At 54.5% G+C, this 16042-nt stretch carries 17 protein-coding genes and 1 pseudogene; 13 read left to right on the forward strand and 5 right to left on the reverse strand.

Translation table 11 applies throughout. The features are described 5' to 3' along the window. Positions 1-171 precede the first annotated feature (171 nt). From BS640_RS00210 to BS640_RS00250, 9 genes are all read left to right on the forward strand, one after another. Positions 172-954 (forward strand): MerR family transcriptional regulator, encoded by a 783-nt coding sequence (locus BS640_RS00210; protein WP_017491573.1) that lies wholly within the window; start codon positions 172-174, stop codon positions 952-954. 11 nt (positions 955-965) lie between these two features. Continuing rightward, the gene (locus BS640_RS00215) at positions 966-1436 is read left to right on the forward strand and encodes a nuclear transport factor 2 family protein (RefSeq protein WP_084911528.1); all 471 of its coding nucleotides are present in this window, start codon (positions 966-968) and stop codon (positions 1434-1436) included. After that, complete coding sequence (locus BS640_RS00220; protein ID WP_017491571.1) at positions 1433-2149, forward strand: SDR family NAD(P)-dependent oxidoreductase; 717 nt, start codon at positions 1433-1435, stop codon at positions 2147-2149. The genes BS640_RS00215 and BS640_RS00220 overlap by 4 nt, the downstream gene beginning before the upstream one ends. Positions 2150-2156: 7 nt before the next feature. Then, complete coding sequence (locus BS640_RS00225; protein ID WP_017491570.1) at positions 2157-3476, forward strand: NAD(P)/FAD-dependent oxidoreductase; 1320 nt, start codon at positions 2157-2159, stop codon at positions 3474-3476. Next, positions 3473-4189 carry a DUF1365 domain-containing protein gene (locus BS640_RS00230; protein WP_017491569.1) on the forward strand — a complete coding sequence of 239 codons (717 nt, stop codon included), beginning with the start codon at positions 3473-3475 and terminating at the stop codon, positions 4187-4189. Before BS640_RS00225 ends, BS640_RS00230 begins: the two co-directional genes overlap by 4 nt. Positions 4190-4269: 80 nt before the next feature. After that, positions 4270-5421: a class I SAM-dependent methyltransferase gene (locus BS640_RS00235; RefSeq protein ID WP_376783537.1), complete on the forward strand. Its 1152-nt coding sequence runs from the start codon at positions 4270-4272 to the stop codon at positions 5419-5421. Then, positions 5418-5921 (forward strand): DUF2878 domain-containing protein, encoded by a 504-nt coding sequence (locus tag BS640_RS00240; RefSeq protein WP_017491567.1) that lies wholly within the window; start codon positions 5418-5420, stop codon positions 5919-5921. The genes BS640_RS00235 and BS640_RS00240 overlap by 4 nt, the downstream gene beginning before the upstream one ends. Next, entirely contained in the window at positions 5918-6451 is a 534-nt protein-coding gene (locus tag BS640_RS00245) for a chalcone isomerase family protein (RefSeq protein ID WP_017491566.1), read from the forward strand. The genes BS640_RS00240 and BS640_RS00245 overlap by 4 nt, the downstream gene beginning before the upstream one ends. 13 nt (positions 6452-6464) lie before the next feature. Next, complete coding sequence (locus tag BS640_RS00250) at positions 6465-7001, forward strand: DUF3833 domain-containing protein (protein WP_017491565.1); 537 nt, start codon at positions 6465-6467, stop codon at positions 6999-7001. Positions 7002-7046: 45 nt separating this feature from the next. Here BS640_RS00250 and yedA read toward each other — a convergent pair whose 3' ends face one another. Next, positions 7047-7964, reverse strand: coding sequence for a drug/metabolite exporter YedA (yedA, locus tag BS640_RS00255; RefSeq protein WP_017491564.1), 918 nt, complete (start codon positions 7962-7964; stop codon positions 7047-7049). Positions 7965-8181: 217 nt separating this feature from the next. Between yedA and BS640_RS22205 the strand changes: the two are divergent. Then, positions 8182-8280 (forward strand): annotated as a pseudogene (locus BS640_RS22205) (hypothetical protein); the annotation flags it as partial. Between the two features lie 246 nt (positions 8281-8526). Further along, positions 8527-9192, forward strand: a complete 666-nt coding sequence (locus BS640_RS00260; protein WP_084911533.1) for a hypothetical protein — start codon at positions 8527-8529, stop codon at positions 9190-9192. 35 nt (positions 9193-9227) lie between these two features. On the opposite strand, the gene BS640_RS00265 is transcribed toward BS640_RS00260, so the two are convergent. From BS640_RS00265 to osmF, 4 genes are read right to left on the reverse strand one after another with little or no spacing between them, the layout of a single operon-like run. After that, positions 9228-9998, reverse strand: a complete 771-nt coding sequence (locus BS640_RS00265) for an ABC transporter permease (RefSeq protein WP_017491561.1) — start codon at positions 9996-9998, stop codon at positions 9228-9230. Continuing rightward, a complete protein-coding gene (locus tag BS640_RS00270) occupies positions 9995-10933 on the reverse strand; it encodes an ABC transporter ATP-binding protein (RefSeq protein WP_084911535.1) in 939 nt (312 codons plus the stop codon). Before BS640_RS00270 ends, BS640_RS00265 begins: the two co-directional genes overlap by 4 nt. Beyond that, positions 10930-12111: an ABC transporter permease gene (locus tag BS640_RS00275; RefSeq protein ID WP_265576787.1), complete on the reverse strand. Its 1182-nt coding sequence runs from the start codon at positions 12109-12111 to the stop codon at positions 10930-10932. The genes BS640_RS00270 and BS640_RS00275 overlap by 4 nt, the downstream gene beginning before the upstream one ends. A gap of 30 nt (positions 12112-12141) precedes the next feature. Further along, a complete protein-coding gene (gene osmF, locus BS640_RS00280) occupies positions 12142-13092 on the reverse strand; it encodes a glycine betaine ABC transporter substrate-binding protein OsmF (protein ID WP_026110488.1) in 951 nt (316 codons plus the stop codon). 250 nt (positions 13093-13342) lie between these two features. Between osmF and BS640_RS00285 the strand changes: the two genes are divergently transcribed. Continuing rightward, entirely contained in the window at positions 13343-14395 is a 1053-nt protein-coding gene (locus BS640_RS00285; RefSeq protein ID WP_017491557.1) for an NAD(P)-dependent alcohol dehydrogenase, read from the forward strand. A gap of 136 nt (positions 14396-14531) precedes the next feature. Beyond that, a complete protein-coding gene (locus tag BS640_RS00290; protein ID WP_017491556.1) occupies positions 14532-16022 on the forward strand; it encodes an MFS transporter in 1491 nt (496 codons plus the stop codon). The last annotated feature ends 20 nt before the right edge of the window (positions 16023-16042 follow it).

The raw sequence follows: 16042 nt of genomic DNA on the forward strand, positions 1-16042 counted from the left end.
TTACGTCGCGAAACACAACACTCGGTATAATGGCAAACATCATGACTGCTCTGACCTCTCACCTCTAAAGTTGTATCACTTTATAAGTTGTACAAGAACAATAAACTTGTACAACTTGGCGATGAACGGCTAGAGTTAATTAAGGCTTAGTAATTTAGCGGAATATCTTTTATGTCTCTGTACAGCATCGGCGAAGTCGCACGCATTTGCGGCATCAATCCGGTTACGCTGCGTGCATGGCAGCGGCGTTATGGCTTGCTCAAGCCTCAGCGTACCGAGGGCGGACATCGACTGTTCGACGATAACGACCTGGAAACTATCCGCACCATTTTAGGGTGGATTAACCGTGGCGTTCCCGTCAGTCAGGTCAAAGGACTGCTCGAGGGGAGTATCACGCCACATCCCAGCGGCTGGTCGCAGCTGGAGCAAAAGCTGCTTTCCGTTTTGCAGGAAGAAAAAACGCAGAAAGTCCGTCAGCTAATTATCGAATTTGGCCGGGAATATCCCCCTGAAAGTTTGGTAAATAACGTGCTGAGGCCGCTTCGCACACGATTAGTCTCAAATGCCTCTACACTGTATCTGCGTGGACTGCTCGACGGCGTGCTGATTGAACATGCCGTAATGTGCATGAATGCGGCGAGAAAAAAAGCCGGAACCAAGGTGCTATTGGCCGGATGGGGAGAAATAGATCGCACCGAGCTTTGGCTTGAAGCTATTGCCCGCAGCGGTGATGGCCTGCATATCGACCTGTTGCCCGATCCCCTTCAGGACCCGCATTTCGAAGGCGTGCAGGCCAAGCTAATCTTGCTGTGGGCGGAAGGAAAATTAACCAGCGTTCAGCGTACACGCTATTTGCACTGGCAACAGTTGGGGCTCCCCGTTTCACTATTGGGAAGTGCAGCCGTATTGCTGCAAACCCCGCCAGATGAAGAACCTGACGCGATTATCAGATGAAGGAGACGTTAATGACATTTGCCTCAACAGCCTCCACATCCGGTGAAACGGGTGCACGTCAGAACACGCTCGAAAAGCTGAAGGAATTTTATCGGCATCTGGATTCTGCTGCCCTCTCCAAACTGGCTGATATCTATCATCAGCAGACGGTATTGATCGACCCCGTCGGTCGACATGCGGGCATTGACGCCCTCAGAAACTATTTTGAAAAACTGCTCGCGCAGACCCAGCACTGCCGTTTCGATATCCAGCAGACCCTGACCGATGGCGAAGATACTGTCTTAATCTGGAAGATGTTTTACGCCCATCCACGGATAAACAAGGGTAAGGAGCGGGTGCTTGAGGGCAGCAGTCACCTGCGCTTTAGCGAAAACAGAGTCATTTACCAGCGCGATTACTACGACCTGGGCGCGATGCTCTACGAACACGTCCCGGTGCTCGGTAGCGTAGTAAAAGCCTTGAAATCAAGGCTGTCGTCATGAAAAGCGTATTGATTACCGGCGCAAGCTCGGGGATTGGCAAACAGCTCGCGCTCGACTACGCCGCCGAAGGCTGGAAAGTCATAGCCTGTGGCCGTAATGCTGAACGACTTGAGGCGCTGAGCGCGGCTTCGGCGCAGATAAGCACGTTGACCTTTGACATGACCGACCTTGAAGAAACACGTAAGGCGCTGGCATGGGTGCAGGCGAGCCTGGTCATCCTGTGCGCAGGGACCTGTGAATATCTCGACAACGGCGTAGTCGAGGCGGACAAAGTACTGCGCGTGATGACCACCAACCTGATGGGGCCGGTTAACTGCCTCGATGCCCTGCTGCCAGGCATGGCTTCGGGGTCCCGCATTGCGCTGGTCGGCTCGACCGCCGCGCTGTTTCCGCTGCCACGGGCCGAGGCCTATGGCGCGTCAAAGGCGGCGCTGGCCTATTTCGCCCGCAGCCTGGCGCTTGACCTGACTCCGCGCGGCATTGCTATCTCTTTGGTACAGCCCGGTTTCGTGAAAACGCCGCTGACCGACAATAACGACTTTCCAATGCCGATGATGATAACCGTTGAGAAATCCTCGGCATTCATCCGAAAAGGCTTGGCTCGTGGGGCAAGCGAAATCGCTTTCCCCCCTCTGTTTGCCTGGCTGTTGCGCTTGCTTTCTGTGCTGCCGCGAGGCGTTCAAAAACTTTTGGCTAAAAAGTTAGTAAGGTAAATCGCGTATGAAGGTTGCCATTATCGGCAGTGGTATTTCAGGGCTGAGCTGCGCATGGATGTTGTCGCAGCGCCTGACCGCGTGTGAAATTACAGTTTTTGAAGCCGGCCCGACCTTGGGCGGGCATACGGCTACCCGAGACATTACGCTCGACAACCGCACCTATGCCGTGGATACCGGCTTTATCGTCTATAACCAAAAAACCTATCCACGCTTTATTGCGCTGCTTGAGCAACTGGGGATCCAGGGACAGCCCACGGAGATGAGTTTTTCCGTGCACAACCCTGACAGCAATCTTGAATATAACGGCCACACCTTTAACACGCTCTTCGCCCAGCGCATCAATCTGCTCAAGCCGAAGTTCTGGAAGTTTCTGCGTGAAATTCTGCGTTTTAACCGGCTTTGTAAAGCACGACTGGAAAATACCGGCAACGATACGACGACCTTATCGGACTTCCTGCGTCAGAACGGCTTTTCAGCCTTCTTTGCGCTGCATTATGTGTTGCCGATGGGCGCGGCCATCTGGTCCTCGTCGCTCGATGATATGGGTAAGTTTCCACTGACGATGTTTCTGCGCTTCTTTGACAACCACGGGCTTCTCGACGTGGCCAATCGCCCGCAGTGGCTGGTGGTACCGGGAGGGTCAAGAGAATATATTCGCCGCATGCAGGAAAAGCTGCCCGCCAGTGTCACTCTACTGACCAGTACCCCGGTTTTATCGGTTAAACGCGACGATACCTCGGTAACGCTTGAAACCTCACGCGGCGGTGAAACCTTCGATCAGGTTATCTTTGCCTGCCATGCGGATCAGGCTCTCGCCCTGCTTGCCTCACCGACCGAAAACGAACGCGAGGTGCTCGGCGCGTTACCCTATCAGCCTAACGATGTGGTTCTGCACACGGATATCAGCCAACTGCCCAAGGCACGACGCGCCTGGGCAAGCTGGAACTATCAGTTACCCAAAGGCGTCGACAGCGCGTTAGGGAAGACGCCCTCCGCCACGGTGCATGCCGCTATCGTGCGGGGCCGTAAAGCCAGCGTCACCTACAATATGAATATTTTGCAGGGGATTGATTCAAATCAGGTATTTTGCGTCACGCTGAATCCCATGAGCTCGATAGACGAGAGAAAGATTCTTTTTAAAACCGAGTATTGGCATCCGGTGTTGAACCTTGCCAGCTATCAGGCACAGAAGAAACGCGGGCTGATAAACGGTCAGAACCGCACCTGGTACTGCGGGGCTTACTGGCACAACGGCTTTCATGAGGACGGCGTGAGAAGCGCCGAGGAAGTGGTTGAACAGCTGCTCGCCAGGGATGACGCATGAACAGCGCACTTTACGTCGGCAGCGTGCGCCATCGGCGGTTCAAACCGATTGAGCATCATTTTGATTACGGTATTTTTATGGCGCTGATCGACCTAGATGAAATCGACCAGTTGCCGCACACCGGCATCCGGCTTGAGCGTTTTTCGGCTGCGACCTTTCGTCGCAGCGACTATCTCGGCGGTGGTGATATTAAGGACACCGCCCAGCGGCGTATTTTAGCGCTCACCGGCGACAGGGTTGAGGGCCGCGTTATGCTCCTCACCCAGCTGCGCTACTTCGGCTGTTATTTTAATCCGGTAAATTTTTACTATCTCTACGACAACAACAATGTACTGCAGTGGATGCTAGCGGAAGTGCGTAACACGCCGTGGAACGAGCGCCACACCTACGCGGTGGTACCCGATGGGTCGCAGACAATAGACAAAGCGTTTCACGTCTCACCCTTTAATCCGATGGATATGGTTTATCACTGGCAGTTAACACCCCCGGGAAAACGTCTGCGTGTGCACATCGAGACTCATCGCCAGGAACGCGAATTCGATGCCACGCTGTCACTGGTTTATGCACCGTTGACGCGTCAAAACCTACGCAAGCAGCTTTGGCGCTTTCCGTTGATGACGGTAAAAACCGCACTTACTATTTATTGGCAGGCAGTGAAACTTTGGTTGAAACGTGCACCAATCTATTCGCATCCTCCCGTTGATAAGGATTGACCATGAACTCACCTGATTTGCGACTTGCCCAACAGGCGGGCAGCCGTCGTCGCAAGGGATCGCGCGCGATATTACTGAGGATGCTAAGGCAGCTGCGCGGTGCGGGCCTAACGCTGCAGGAAATGGGCAATGAGCCGATGTTTTTCGGCGATGAAACCGCGCCACTGCAAGGCCAGATTGAGGTGCAAGACCTGCGCGTCTATCGTCGGGTTCTGCTGGGCGGCAGCATTGCGGCCGGTGAAAGCTATATCGACGGCGACTGGACCACGCCGAATTTAACCGTGGTACTGCAACTGCTGGCGGAGAACCTGGGGTTGGTCGATAAAATCGAATCAAAATTCAGTTGGTTAACCTCACCGGTCAACAGCGTGGTGCATTTCTTCAGAAACAACAGTCCGAGTCAGGCGCGTAAAAATATCTCGGCGCATTACGACCTCGGCAACGATTTCTATCAGGGCTTTCTCGACGAACGGATGCTTTATTCTTCGGCGTGGTATCAAACCCCGCACATGACGCTTGAACAGGCACAGGAGGCCAAGATGCGCCGTCTGTGCGAACAGCTGCAGCTGCGTGCTGAAGATCATCTGCTCGAGATTGGCACCGGTTGGGGCGCGATGGCCGAGTTTGCCGCACGGGAATACGGCTGTCAGGTGACCACCACCACCATCTCGCGCGAGCAGTATGATTTCGCCTGCCAGCGAATTGAAAAGGCAGGGCTGACCGAGCGCGTGACCGTGCTGTTTGAGGACTATCGCGCCCTGCGCGGGCAGTACGACAAGCTGGTTTCCATCGAAATGATTGAGGCGGTCGGTAAACGTTATTTACCGACCTTCTTTAAACGCTGTAATCAGTTGCTGAAACCTAAGGGGCGTATGGCGATTCAGGCCATTACCATCGTCGACCAGCGCTATAAACACTACAGCCGTAACGTGGATTTTATTCAGCGTTACGTCTTCCCCGGTGGATTCTTGCCCTCGATTAACGCGATGACCGAAAGCATGACGCGGCACACCGCGCTAGTGGTGCGGGATCTGTTCGATATCGGCAACGACTATGCGCGCACGCTGTATGAATGGCGCGAGCGCGTCCAGCGCTACTGGAGCACACAGAATGCCCAATACAACGACGAGCGTTTCCGCCGCCTGTGGGTATTTTACCTGTGCTACTGCGAGGCCGGGTTCAGGGCGCGCACTATCAGTACCGTCCAGCTGGTTGCCGAGCGACAGGCATGAACACGCTGCGCTTTTGGCTCCTGACACTGGGCTTCGACCTCTGGTGGACGCTGGCAGTGTGGGGACGCGAAAGCGTGGAGCTATTGCTGGTGGTGGGCGCGCTGCTGATGCTGTTTTTCACGCCTCCAGAGCGCAGAAAATGGGTGCTCTTTGCCTGTGCGCTGGGTATTGCGATGGACGGTATCTGGGGGGCACTGAGCCTGTTTTCATTCAGTGACGGCGCGGGCGTACCGCTGTGGATGATGGCCCTGTGGCTAAGCTTCAGCGCCTGGTGGCTATGGTTTTGCAGTCATCTCTCCCTGCGCTGGCCGTGGCTGGTGTTACTCGGGGCAGTCAGCGGTCCGCTGGCCTATTATCTCGGCATGCGCCTGGATGCTATGCAGCTTGAGGCCTCGCCGTGGCAGGTCTTTTCTACCCTGGCACTTGGCTGGGCGTGCTTTCTACCGATTGTCAGCCTGCCGGTGCTGCGTAAACATCAGACCTTAAGGAGCTTATCGTGAGAACGCGTTTTTTGACGCTATTACTGCTGCTCGGCAGCCTCTGCCTCAGCTCGACCTCGCAGGCGGCCGCTTGGTCCGCATGGCCACAAACTGGTTCGGCCAAACTGACCTGGGCTTTTCTCGATGTCTACAACTCCCAGCTGCGCACCCCTTCGGGGAAATATCAGCCCGGTGTGTGGCCTCAGGCGTTGATCATTGACTATCTGCGCGACATCAGCAGTCAGGATCTGACCGAGGCAACCTCAGATCAATGGAAGGCACTCGGCTTGCTCGATGAAGCCAACCAGCATCAATGGCTGCAAAAAGTACAGGCGATTTGGCCAGACGTCAGCGCGGGCAGCCAGATAACCTTTCTCGCCGATAAGCAAGGCGGGCAGTTCTACTATCTCGCAAGCAACAATAAAAACGGTGCGCCTGTGCCCATTGGTCCACGTTTTGACGCTTCGTTTCGCGATGCATTTCTGGCTATCTGGCTTTCTCCGTCCACTCAATACCCTCAACTGCGTAAAGGCCTGATCGGGGCCCGCTAATACAGGAGTTACCATGCTCAATATTCAGGGTTTTATCCGTTTCATGACGCTGGCCGTCGCCTTGCTGCTCGCAGGATGCAGCGCGAAAATAGATGACTACAAGGGCACACAGCCGCAGCTGGATATTTACAGCTACTTTCAGGGCAACAGTCATGCCTGGGGTATGATTCAGGATTACAGCAACAAGCAGACGCGGCGCTTCTCGGTGATCATTCGCGGTGACGTGGTGGGCGATACGCTGACCTTGCACGAAGATTTCACCTACAACGACGGTGAGAAACAGACGCGGGTATGGCACATTCAGCGTCAGCCTGACGGCAGCTATCGCGGCACGGCGGGGGATATTATCGGCGTAGCGACCGGCCATACGCAGGGCAACGCCTTTAACTGGAACTACGTGATGGATATCAAAGCCAGCGGCAAAACCTACCGTCTGAACTTCGATGACTGGCTGTTTCAACAAGACGATCGGCATCTGATGAACGTGACATCGCTGACTAAATTCGGTGTCCAGGTTGCCAGAGTCACGCTGTTCTTCGAAAAACAGTAATGACAGCGCCCTCTCTCACCGCAGCGAGCGAGGGCGTTTCAGACGCTAGACCTTAACCTTATCAAGCGGGGCAGGCTTTGGTTTGAATACGAAGCGCCCCAGCGTCACCAGCAGCACCGCACTCAGGATGACCCCGAGCGCCAGCCATTCGACCCGCGACAGCGACTCCCCCGCGAAGCCGATGCCTAGCAGAACGGCGACGATAGGATTCACGTAGGCATAGCTGGTTGCGATGGCCGGTCTGACCGTTTTTAGCAAGAACATATAGGCGCTGATAGCAATCATCGAGCCCAAAACCACCAGATACGCCAGCGCCGCAAATGCGCTGGCGGAAGGAACATGCGTTAGCTTCTCACCGCTCAAACGACTCACCACCAGCAGTACGACACCGGCAATAATCATCTCGGCTGCACCGGCCATCAGCCCTTTCGGCAGCTGCACGCGGGCACTCAGCACCGACCCAAAGGCCCAGCTCAAAGAGGCCAGCAAAATCAACAGCGCTCCCCAGGGATTGCCGCTGAGATTGCTGCCAGTATTAAGCAAAACAATGCCGCAAAGCCCCATAGCGACGCCGGTCCATTCAAGCCGACTGTTCGGCATGCCAAACAGTCGGCTGAAGCACAACGTAAACAGCGGCACGGTGGCCACCATCACGGCGGCAATGCCGGAGGGCACCTCAAGATGCTCGGCGACGGTCACTAAACCGTTCCCCACGGCAAGCAGTAGGATACCTATTACCCCCGCAGCCAGCCACTGCGTCATCGACGGCACATTGTGACCGCGCAGCAGCAAAAAGGTGAACAGGATAACGCCCGCCACGAAGAAACGGATCCCTGCCATCATTAGCGGCGGCCAGCTTTCAACGCCCACGCGGATCACCAGATAGGTTGAACCCCAGATAAAATACAGCGCAAACAAGGCACTCATTAACGGCAACAGCGTACGCAAAGTGGAACGTGACATAATTTTTGCTTATAGCGAAGACAAGAGGCACTCAGTTAACGCTATCTCAGGGATGGCTAGCAAGTTCCGCCGTGCTATTTAGCGAAAAGGTAACGAGAAAGTTTCTTGAAGTTTATGGAATGTATCCAGAAAGTATTTTTCGCACAAATAATGACTGTGTCATGCGGCTTAAAAGTTTTATACTGAGCGCCTGTTTTTTGGAAAAAGTCCGGCAAAAATGAATACTCTAGGTAAAAAACTGTTTATCGCCTTGTTCGGCCTGATGGCTATCGGCGCTATCGGCGGTGTAATGGTGGCAGGCTATGCCATCGTTATTGAAGAGCCCGTGAAACTGCCAGGCGGCGCACCCACCCCTGTTACCGCACCAGCGCCTGCCTCCACGGCTTCCTGAAGCCCCGCCACTGGCACAATGCGCCTGAGCAGGCATAAACTGGATTTCGCTTATTCCACGTGCCTGCTGAATTATTCACGTTAATTCCATATTGAAACTGTATTTTTTTGTCGCTGCTATTTTCTCTATACTGCCGCCTGACCCTCCCTCAATAATATTAAGGAATACACCATGTGCCATGCTGTCAACCCGCCCCCCTTTATGGCTCCCAGAGCTCCCCTACAGAATAGCCAACCTGAAAATACTTTTAACGGAAATAACAGACCCTCTACGCCACGGGCAATGACTGAATACTTAAAAAGCGCTAAAAATAGAGAGATTTCCTTTACCCCTTATAAGGACAATACCGTTAAAAGCAGTAATAATCCCGTCCAGGTAGAATTAACTCATAGTTTAAAAAAAAACTTACTTGAGTACTCTGATGCATTATCCGATTTATTGAGAGGTAAAAGAGGTAACCCTCGACTACGCCAGCAGAGCGAGCCCATTAAAGCGGACAGTTCTCCACTACGTTCGCCTTCACTGGTGCTCGCCATCGAGAGGAAAATGAGTCGAAACAATACTGATAAGATAAAAATCATCTATCCAAACCTGGCCAGCCATTCATTGGATAAAATAAAAACGTTAGAGGAAGAAATAGGCGAACTCAATAATGACTTACGTTTAATCGAACGTTCATTAGCGAGGTATGAAATCACGTCAGAGGAAAAAGAAAAAACCCTCCACTATTTGAAAAATGATTTAAATAATAACTTCCTAAAGAATTATAAAAGCAATATTCTTTCCTCAAGCTACATCGTTAAACAGCCTGCGGATTTTCTATCACGATTTGTTTAATAGATCATCCATAGTATTATTATCGTCTCAGTAAGCTACTCTCGCGCTGAAGGCTGCCAATTTTGTAGACGACGACTCCAGCGCTCAAATATCATATCAACAATAATGGCCAGCAGCGCCACCACGATGGCCCCCTGCAATACATAGGCCGTATTGAATCCGCTCAGCCCGATAATAATCGGCGAACCGAGGCTCTGTGTCCCCACGCTAGAGGCGATGGCCGCCGTGCCAATATTAATAATCACCGAGGTGCGGATGCCTGCCAGAATGACCGGCGCCGCCAGCGGCAGCTCGACCTGGGTCAGTACCTGTAATCGGCTCATGCCGACCCCTTCGGCAATTTCGCGCGCCGAGGCGGGTACCGATTCAAGGCCGGTAATGGTGCCCTGTAAAATCGGCAGCAGCCCGTAAAGCACCAGCGCGATGATGGCCGGTTTCTCACTGAATCCCATCACCGGCACGGCGACGGCTAACACCGCCACCGGGGGAAAGGTCTGCCCCATCGCGACCAGTGTTTCAACCAACGCCCTGAACTCCTTGCCGGCCTGGCGCGTGACTCCCATCCCCGCCAGCACACCGATGACGACCGCAATCGCGCTCGAAACGCCGACCAGCACCAGATGTGCCAGCACCAGGCTGCTGAAGCTGTCTTGCAGATAAACCGGCCTGTCGAGGTCAGGAAACAGCCAATGAAAGACTCCGCCTAAAGAACGCATCCCAAAGATAAGCGCAAGGAACACCGCGATAACCCAAGTCAGCGGATCGCGCAGTGCTCGCAGCCAGCGATTGCCCGTCAGGTTGCTCATAACGCCTCCCGCTCTGCCACCAGATCGGCGAAGTGAAGTACCCCGATTAACCGCTGATTGTCATCAATCACCGGCAGACGTTCGGTGTGACGGGCCACGAAAATCGACAGCGCCTCACGTAGCGATATAGACGCTAATACCGGTTCGCCCTCGGCAGTTTCTCCCCGGCGCGTTCTCTCGCCGACGGACGCTAACGACAGCAGTTTTATTCCAAGCTCGCTGCGCCCGAAGAAGTCACGCACAAACGGCGTCGCTGGCTGCGTCAGCAGCTCCAGCGGCGTGCCCTGCTGCACGATTTGCCCATCGCTGAGCAACACAATGCGGTCCGCCAGACCTAACGCTTCATCGATATCGTGCGTCACCAGGACGATAGTGCGCCCGGAAAGCTGATGAATGCGCGCAATCTCTTTCTGCAGCGTCGCACGCGTAACCGGATCCAGTGCACCGAAGGGTTCATCCATCAGCAACACCTCAGGGTCGGCGGCCAGCGCTCGCGCAACCCCCACCCGCTGCTGCTGGCCGCCGGAAAGCTGGTGCGGATAGCGATGACGAAACTGTTCAGGGTTAAGGCTCAACAGCTCCATCAGTTCGGTCACGCGGTCGCGAATTTTGGTCTTTGGCCACTTAAGCAACTGCGGCACGGTGGCAATATTCTGTTCCACCGTCCAATGTGGAAACAGCCCGATAGACTGGATGGCGTAACCCATTCTACGGCGTAAATCCTGCGCGCGAAGCTTCTCGATAGGCTCATCGGCAAAGGTAATTTGCCCGCGGTCGTGCTCAACCAACCGATTGATCATTTTAAGCGTGGTTGATTTTCCCGAACCGGAAGTCCCGATCAGCACGGTAAACTCCCCCTTAGCGATGTGCAGATTGAGATCGCGCACTACCGCCTTACCGGCAAAGAATTTGCTTACCTGTGAGAAATTGATCATTTGCGCGAGGTCTCCAGAATTGAGACTAAAAATTTAAAAATTCCGTCAACCACGGCCGCCATCAACACCGCCGGGATCACGCCAAGCAGCACCAGATCCAGTGCGCTGCTGAGCAGTCCCTGAAACATGATGGCCCCTAGCCCACCGGCACCGATCAGTGCGGCGACCATCGCCATGCCCACGGTCTGTACCGCGACGATGCGGATACCGGACAAAATAACCGGCAGCGCGATAGGAGTCTGCACCTTATAAAAGACCTGAAAACGGCTGAGGCCCATGCCGGTGGCCGACTCTATCACGCCGGGCGCGACGGAGTTCATTCCCGCTATGACGCTTCGCACCAGAGGCAACAGCGAATACAGCACCAGTGCGATAATTGCCGGTGCCGCACCGATGCCGCTTATGCCGTGTGCGCCGAGCCAGGGAACGGCCTTGGCAAGCCCCGCCAGCGGGGCGAGAAGGAGGCCAAACAGTGCGATCGACGGAAGCGTCTGGATAATATTGAGTATGGAGAGCACCGACGGCTGCCAGCGCGGCAAACGGCAGCACAGCATACCGAGCGGCAGGCCAATCAGAATCGCGGGTATCAGCGTGCCGACCAGCAGTCCGAGGTGCTGCCAGAGTGCGTCATTGAACACGTCCGAACGATTCTCATACTCTTTGAGCAGGGAAAGCTGCGACAGCTGCCCGCTCGCGAGCAGCACCACGATGGGCACAGCAAGCTGGAGGTTAAGCAACACCCGCCAGCTGTGATTGGCGGTCAAACGGCTGATGGCGTCGGAGGCCGTCAGCAGCGACAGCGCGGCGCAGGCCCAGAATCCCCCGCCAAAAGAGATGCGTGCCAGGCTGTCTTCATCCCCTCCAGTCAGCGATAAAGCCGCGTGCCCGGCCAGCGCCACCAGCAGCGCTAGCAGCAGTTCGGCCAGCAGCATGACCAGCCAATAAACGCCTCGCGACGGGGTAACAAAAGAAAGCAAAAATAAAAGGATAACCGGCAATAGCAGCAGCACAACGGGCCCGTTGAGCAGCGATGACAGGGCAATGCCCTGTCCCGAGATCAAACGATTGGGCGCGTGGGTGATAAACGCCAGACCGGCACCGGCGGCGATTATCAGCACCAGCAGCGTAAAAAGTACGCGGTTCTTTATTATGCGGTGAGCCAACACAACGTTAGTCAAAAAAACTCTCCCTGCCCCCTTAACCTATTGTCAGGATGACTTCTTGATGAAGCCTTTCTGCTGTAGATATTTAGCCGCGACCTTCTTCGCATCCGCCCCGCCGACCGCAATCTGCGCGTTGAGCTTTTGCAACGTCGGACCGTCCAGCGAAGCGAAGACAGGCTTCAGCAGGCCGGGAATTTGCGGATACGCTTTCAGTACCGCTTCACGAACGATCGGCGTCGGGGCATAAATGGGCTGCACGCCTTTCGGATCCTGTAAGGTTTGCAGCCCCAGCGCCGCGACCGGTCCGTCGGTGCCGTAGGCCATCGCCGCATTAACGCCTGAAGTTTTCTCGGCGGCCGCTTTAATGGTCACCGCCGTATCGCCCCCGGCTAGCGACAGCAGCTGGTTCTGGTTAAGCTTAAAGCCGTAGGCATTTTCGAAAGCAGGCAGCGCATCGGGACGCTCGATAAACTCCGCCGAGGCCGCGAGCTTGAAATCACCACCGCCGTTGACCCACTTGCCTAAATCGGCCAGCGTTTGCAGATGATTGGCCCTGGCAACGTCATCACGTACCGCGATAGTCCAGGTATTGTTCGCCGGAGACGGGTCAAGCCAGACGATTTTATTCTGGTCATAGTCGAGCTTTTTCACCTTCTCGTAGCCTTGCTTTGCATTTTTCCACGCGGGGTCTTTCTCGTCAGAGAAGAAAAATGCGCCGTTACCGGTGTATTCAGGATAGATATCGATTTCGCCTGCGGTGATGGCCCCACGTAAGACTTTGGTATTGCCAAGCTGCAGTTTATTGGTGGTCTTGATGCCGTTGGCGTCAAGTACCTGAATAATGATATTTCCCAGTAGTGATCCTTCGGTATCGATTTTAGATCCCACCTTGACGCTGTCTGCCGCCTGAGCAGAAAGACTGAAGGTAGTGACCACTGTCAGTGCCGCTGCGGCAGCTATACTTCTCAATCGAGCATTTCCTGTTGTGCGCGCCATGCATTTTCCTCTTATCGGGCAGAAGGCCGACCTGGATCAAAGTTAATTAACAGAAATCTGTACATAAAATGAGGGTGTTACAAGGATAGTTCAATTTTTGCTTGTGCATAAAATGGCCACACATAAAAGCAGTTGCTCAAGGTGCAGTAAACTGACTTTTAGTGCATAGCTTTACTAAAACTTCGCTGATTAATCCGAATTAATCATGACACCGCCGAAAAGCGGTCTTTCATTGAGGAAAGAGGCAGATATGAGCAATGTTACCCAACCCAGAGCAGTTAACGCCGCTGTCGTTAACAGTCACCATCACATGGATTTTCATCAGATCCAGCTTGCGGCTCCGCTTGAGAACGAGGTCGGGGTGAGGATAGTCGCCTGCGGCATTTGCCACACCGATCTCGGCTTTATGACCGAAGGCGCGATTTTGGGCCACGAAGGCGCTGGCGTCGTCGAGCAGGTCGGCAGCGCGGTTAAATCGGTCAAACCGGGCGATCACGTTTTACTCTCCTACCAGTCGTGCGGTGTGTGTGCGGAATGTCAGGACCGTCATCCGTATAACTGTGAACACTTCTCAAAGCTTAACTTTGGCTTTCAGCGAATTGACGGAACCAGTGCTTATCCAGAGGGCGTGCAGGGCCACTTTTTTGGTCAGTCGGCGTTTGCCGACTATTGCCTGGTCACCGAACAGAATCTGGTGAAAGTTGCGCCCGAGCTGCCGCTTAACGTGCTGGCCCCGCTGGGTTGCGGTATCCAGACCGGTGCGGGAACCGTGTTTAATACGCTAAAGGTTAAGCCAGGCGAAAGCCTGATGGTCATGGGTACCGGTGCCGTAGGACTTGCCGCCATCATGGCCGCTAAAATTGCCGGGGCCAAAACGATTATCGCCGTTGACCGTGAACCGCGCAGGCTGGCGCTGGCCCGTAAGCTTGGGGCGACGGAGAGCATTAATTCCGACGAAGAAAACTACCTTGCGACGCTGTGCCCGCATCTTGATTATGTTATTGATACAACAGGAATATCTCATCTCGACGAGCTGGGTCAAGACGTCCTGAAGGAAGGGGGAACGCTGGTTCGCCTGGCCGGTATAGCCGGTGAGCCGCTGACTCGTGGGCGTAAGGCGATTAGCGTGATTCAAGGTGACTCGGTGGCGCAAGATTTTCTGCCAAAACTGATCGAATACTGGCAGCAGGGGCGCTTCCCACTCGAGCAGATGATTACTTTCTACGATTTTGATGACATAAACCGCGCGCTTAAAGAGGCGAACAACGGCAGCGCCGTCAAAGCGGTGTTAGTCTGGGAATAGAGTAAAAAAGCGCTCACCAGATGCTTTAATCGACAATAATTAGATCTTTTTATTTTAACTTATACTCATTTTGATCTTGTTGCGTAGCTGTCTGGACGTCTATACTGCTTTTTTTATTAAAAGCGTAGTTAAAAAAATGTCTGACACTATTGCGGCTTCTACCGCCGCCTCATCAGGGTATACCCACACATCCAACGTCGACGATGCGCCGACGTTGATCCGTTCCGCGGCCGATATCACACGCCTGGTGAATCAGGGCGCAACCAAACTTAGCGATGCCCGTATCGTCGTCGCCATCGCACTGGGAGGCGTTTTCCTCGACGCTTACGATCTCGGTGGGCTGGCCTTCGGTATGAAAGACATTACTCGCCAGTTTGGCCTGTCGCCGTCGGGCGCGGGTCTGGTGGCTTCGGCAATTACGCTCGGCGCAATCGTAGGTGCCTTGTTTGGGGGTTACCTCACCGACAAAATTGGTCGCTACCGCGTCTTCATGGCCGATATGTTCTTCTTCGTCGTTGCCGCACTGGCCTGTGCATTCGCCCCTAACGAGTGGGTTCTGGGCGGTTCTCGCTTCGTGATGGGCATTGGCGTCGGCATCGATTTACCGGTAGCGATGGCGTTTCTGGCCGAGTTTTCAAAGCTCTCGGGCCGCGGCAACAAAGCTTCGCGGGTCGCGATGTGGTGCCCGACCTGGTATGCGGCTATCAGCATTTCCTACCTGCTGGTTCTGTTGCTGTATGCGGTGCTTCCCGCTGACAAGACCGACATCCTGTGGCGTCTGATCCTGGGCTTTGGTGCGGTGCCTGCACTGCTTATCATTGCTATCCGCCATCGTTACATGAATGAATCGCCGGTCTGGACCGCCAATCAGGGCGACCTTGAAGGCGCAGCGGCAATTTTGCGTCGTTCTTATAATATCAACGTAGAAGTGGCGGCAGACGCCAATCTGCAACCGCAGCCGGAAGTGCGCAAAGCGGCCTGGAGTAACTACGGCGAGCTGCTGAAAGGCATTTATCTCAAGCGTACGATCCTTGCCACCGTGACGTCGCTGGTTTCACCGTTTGCTTACAACGCCGTTGCCTTTGGTTTGCCGGTCATTCTCTCAACCTTTCTCAAACAGTCGCTGATGAGCACCATCCTATTCTCGCTGGGGCTAAATCTGTGCTTTGCGTTCGTGGGTGGGCTGCTGGCGGTGCGTCTGGTGCCTAAGTTAGGCGCGTGGAATATGACGCTGGCAGGCTATGCATTGCAGCTGATTGCGATGGTGGGTCTGGCGCTGGTGGGCCGTCCGGCTGACAGTGCCGAGGCGGCTATCTCCATCTCTATGCTTGCATTGTTCCTGTTTGGTCAAGGCATCGGTCCGGGATCGCACACCATGACTTTCGCCTCGCTGAGCTATCCCACGTCGCTGCGCGGCGTCGGGGTCGGTTTTAACCAGATTCTGGTTCGCGCCAGCTCAACGGCGTCACTGTTCCTTTTCCCCGTGCTCTCTGCCGCACTCGGCACTAGCGTATTCTGGGTTATCGCGTTTGCGCCACTGGCGGGGCTGATTGTGCTGCTGGCTATTCGTTGGGAACCTTCAGGCTATGACGTCGACGCGGAAGACTTCGAACCGGTCAAGGCATAAAAAGTAACAGTCCGCTCCCC

Source organism: Rouxiella badensis (assembly GCF_002093665.1).
GTDB classification, from domain to species: domain Bacteria; phylum Pseudomonadota; class Gammaproteobacteria; order Enterobacterales; family Enterobacteriaceae; genus Rouxiella; species Rouxiella badensis.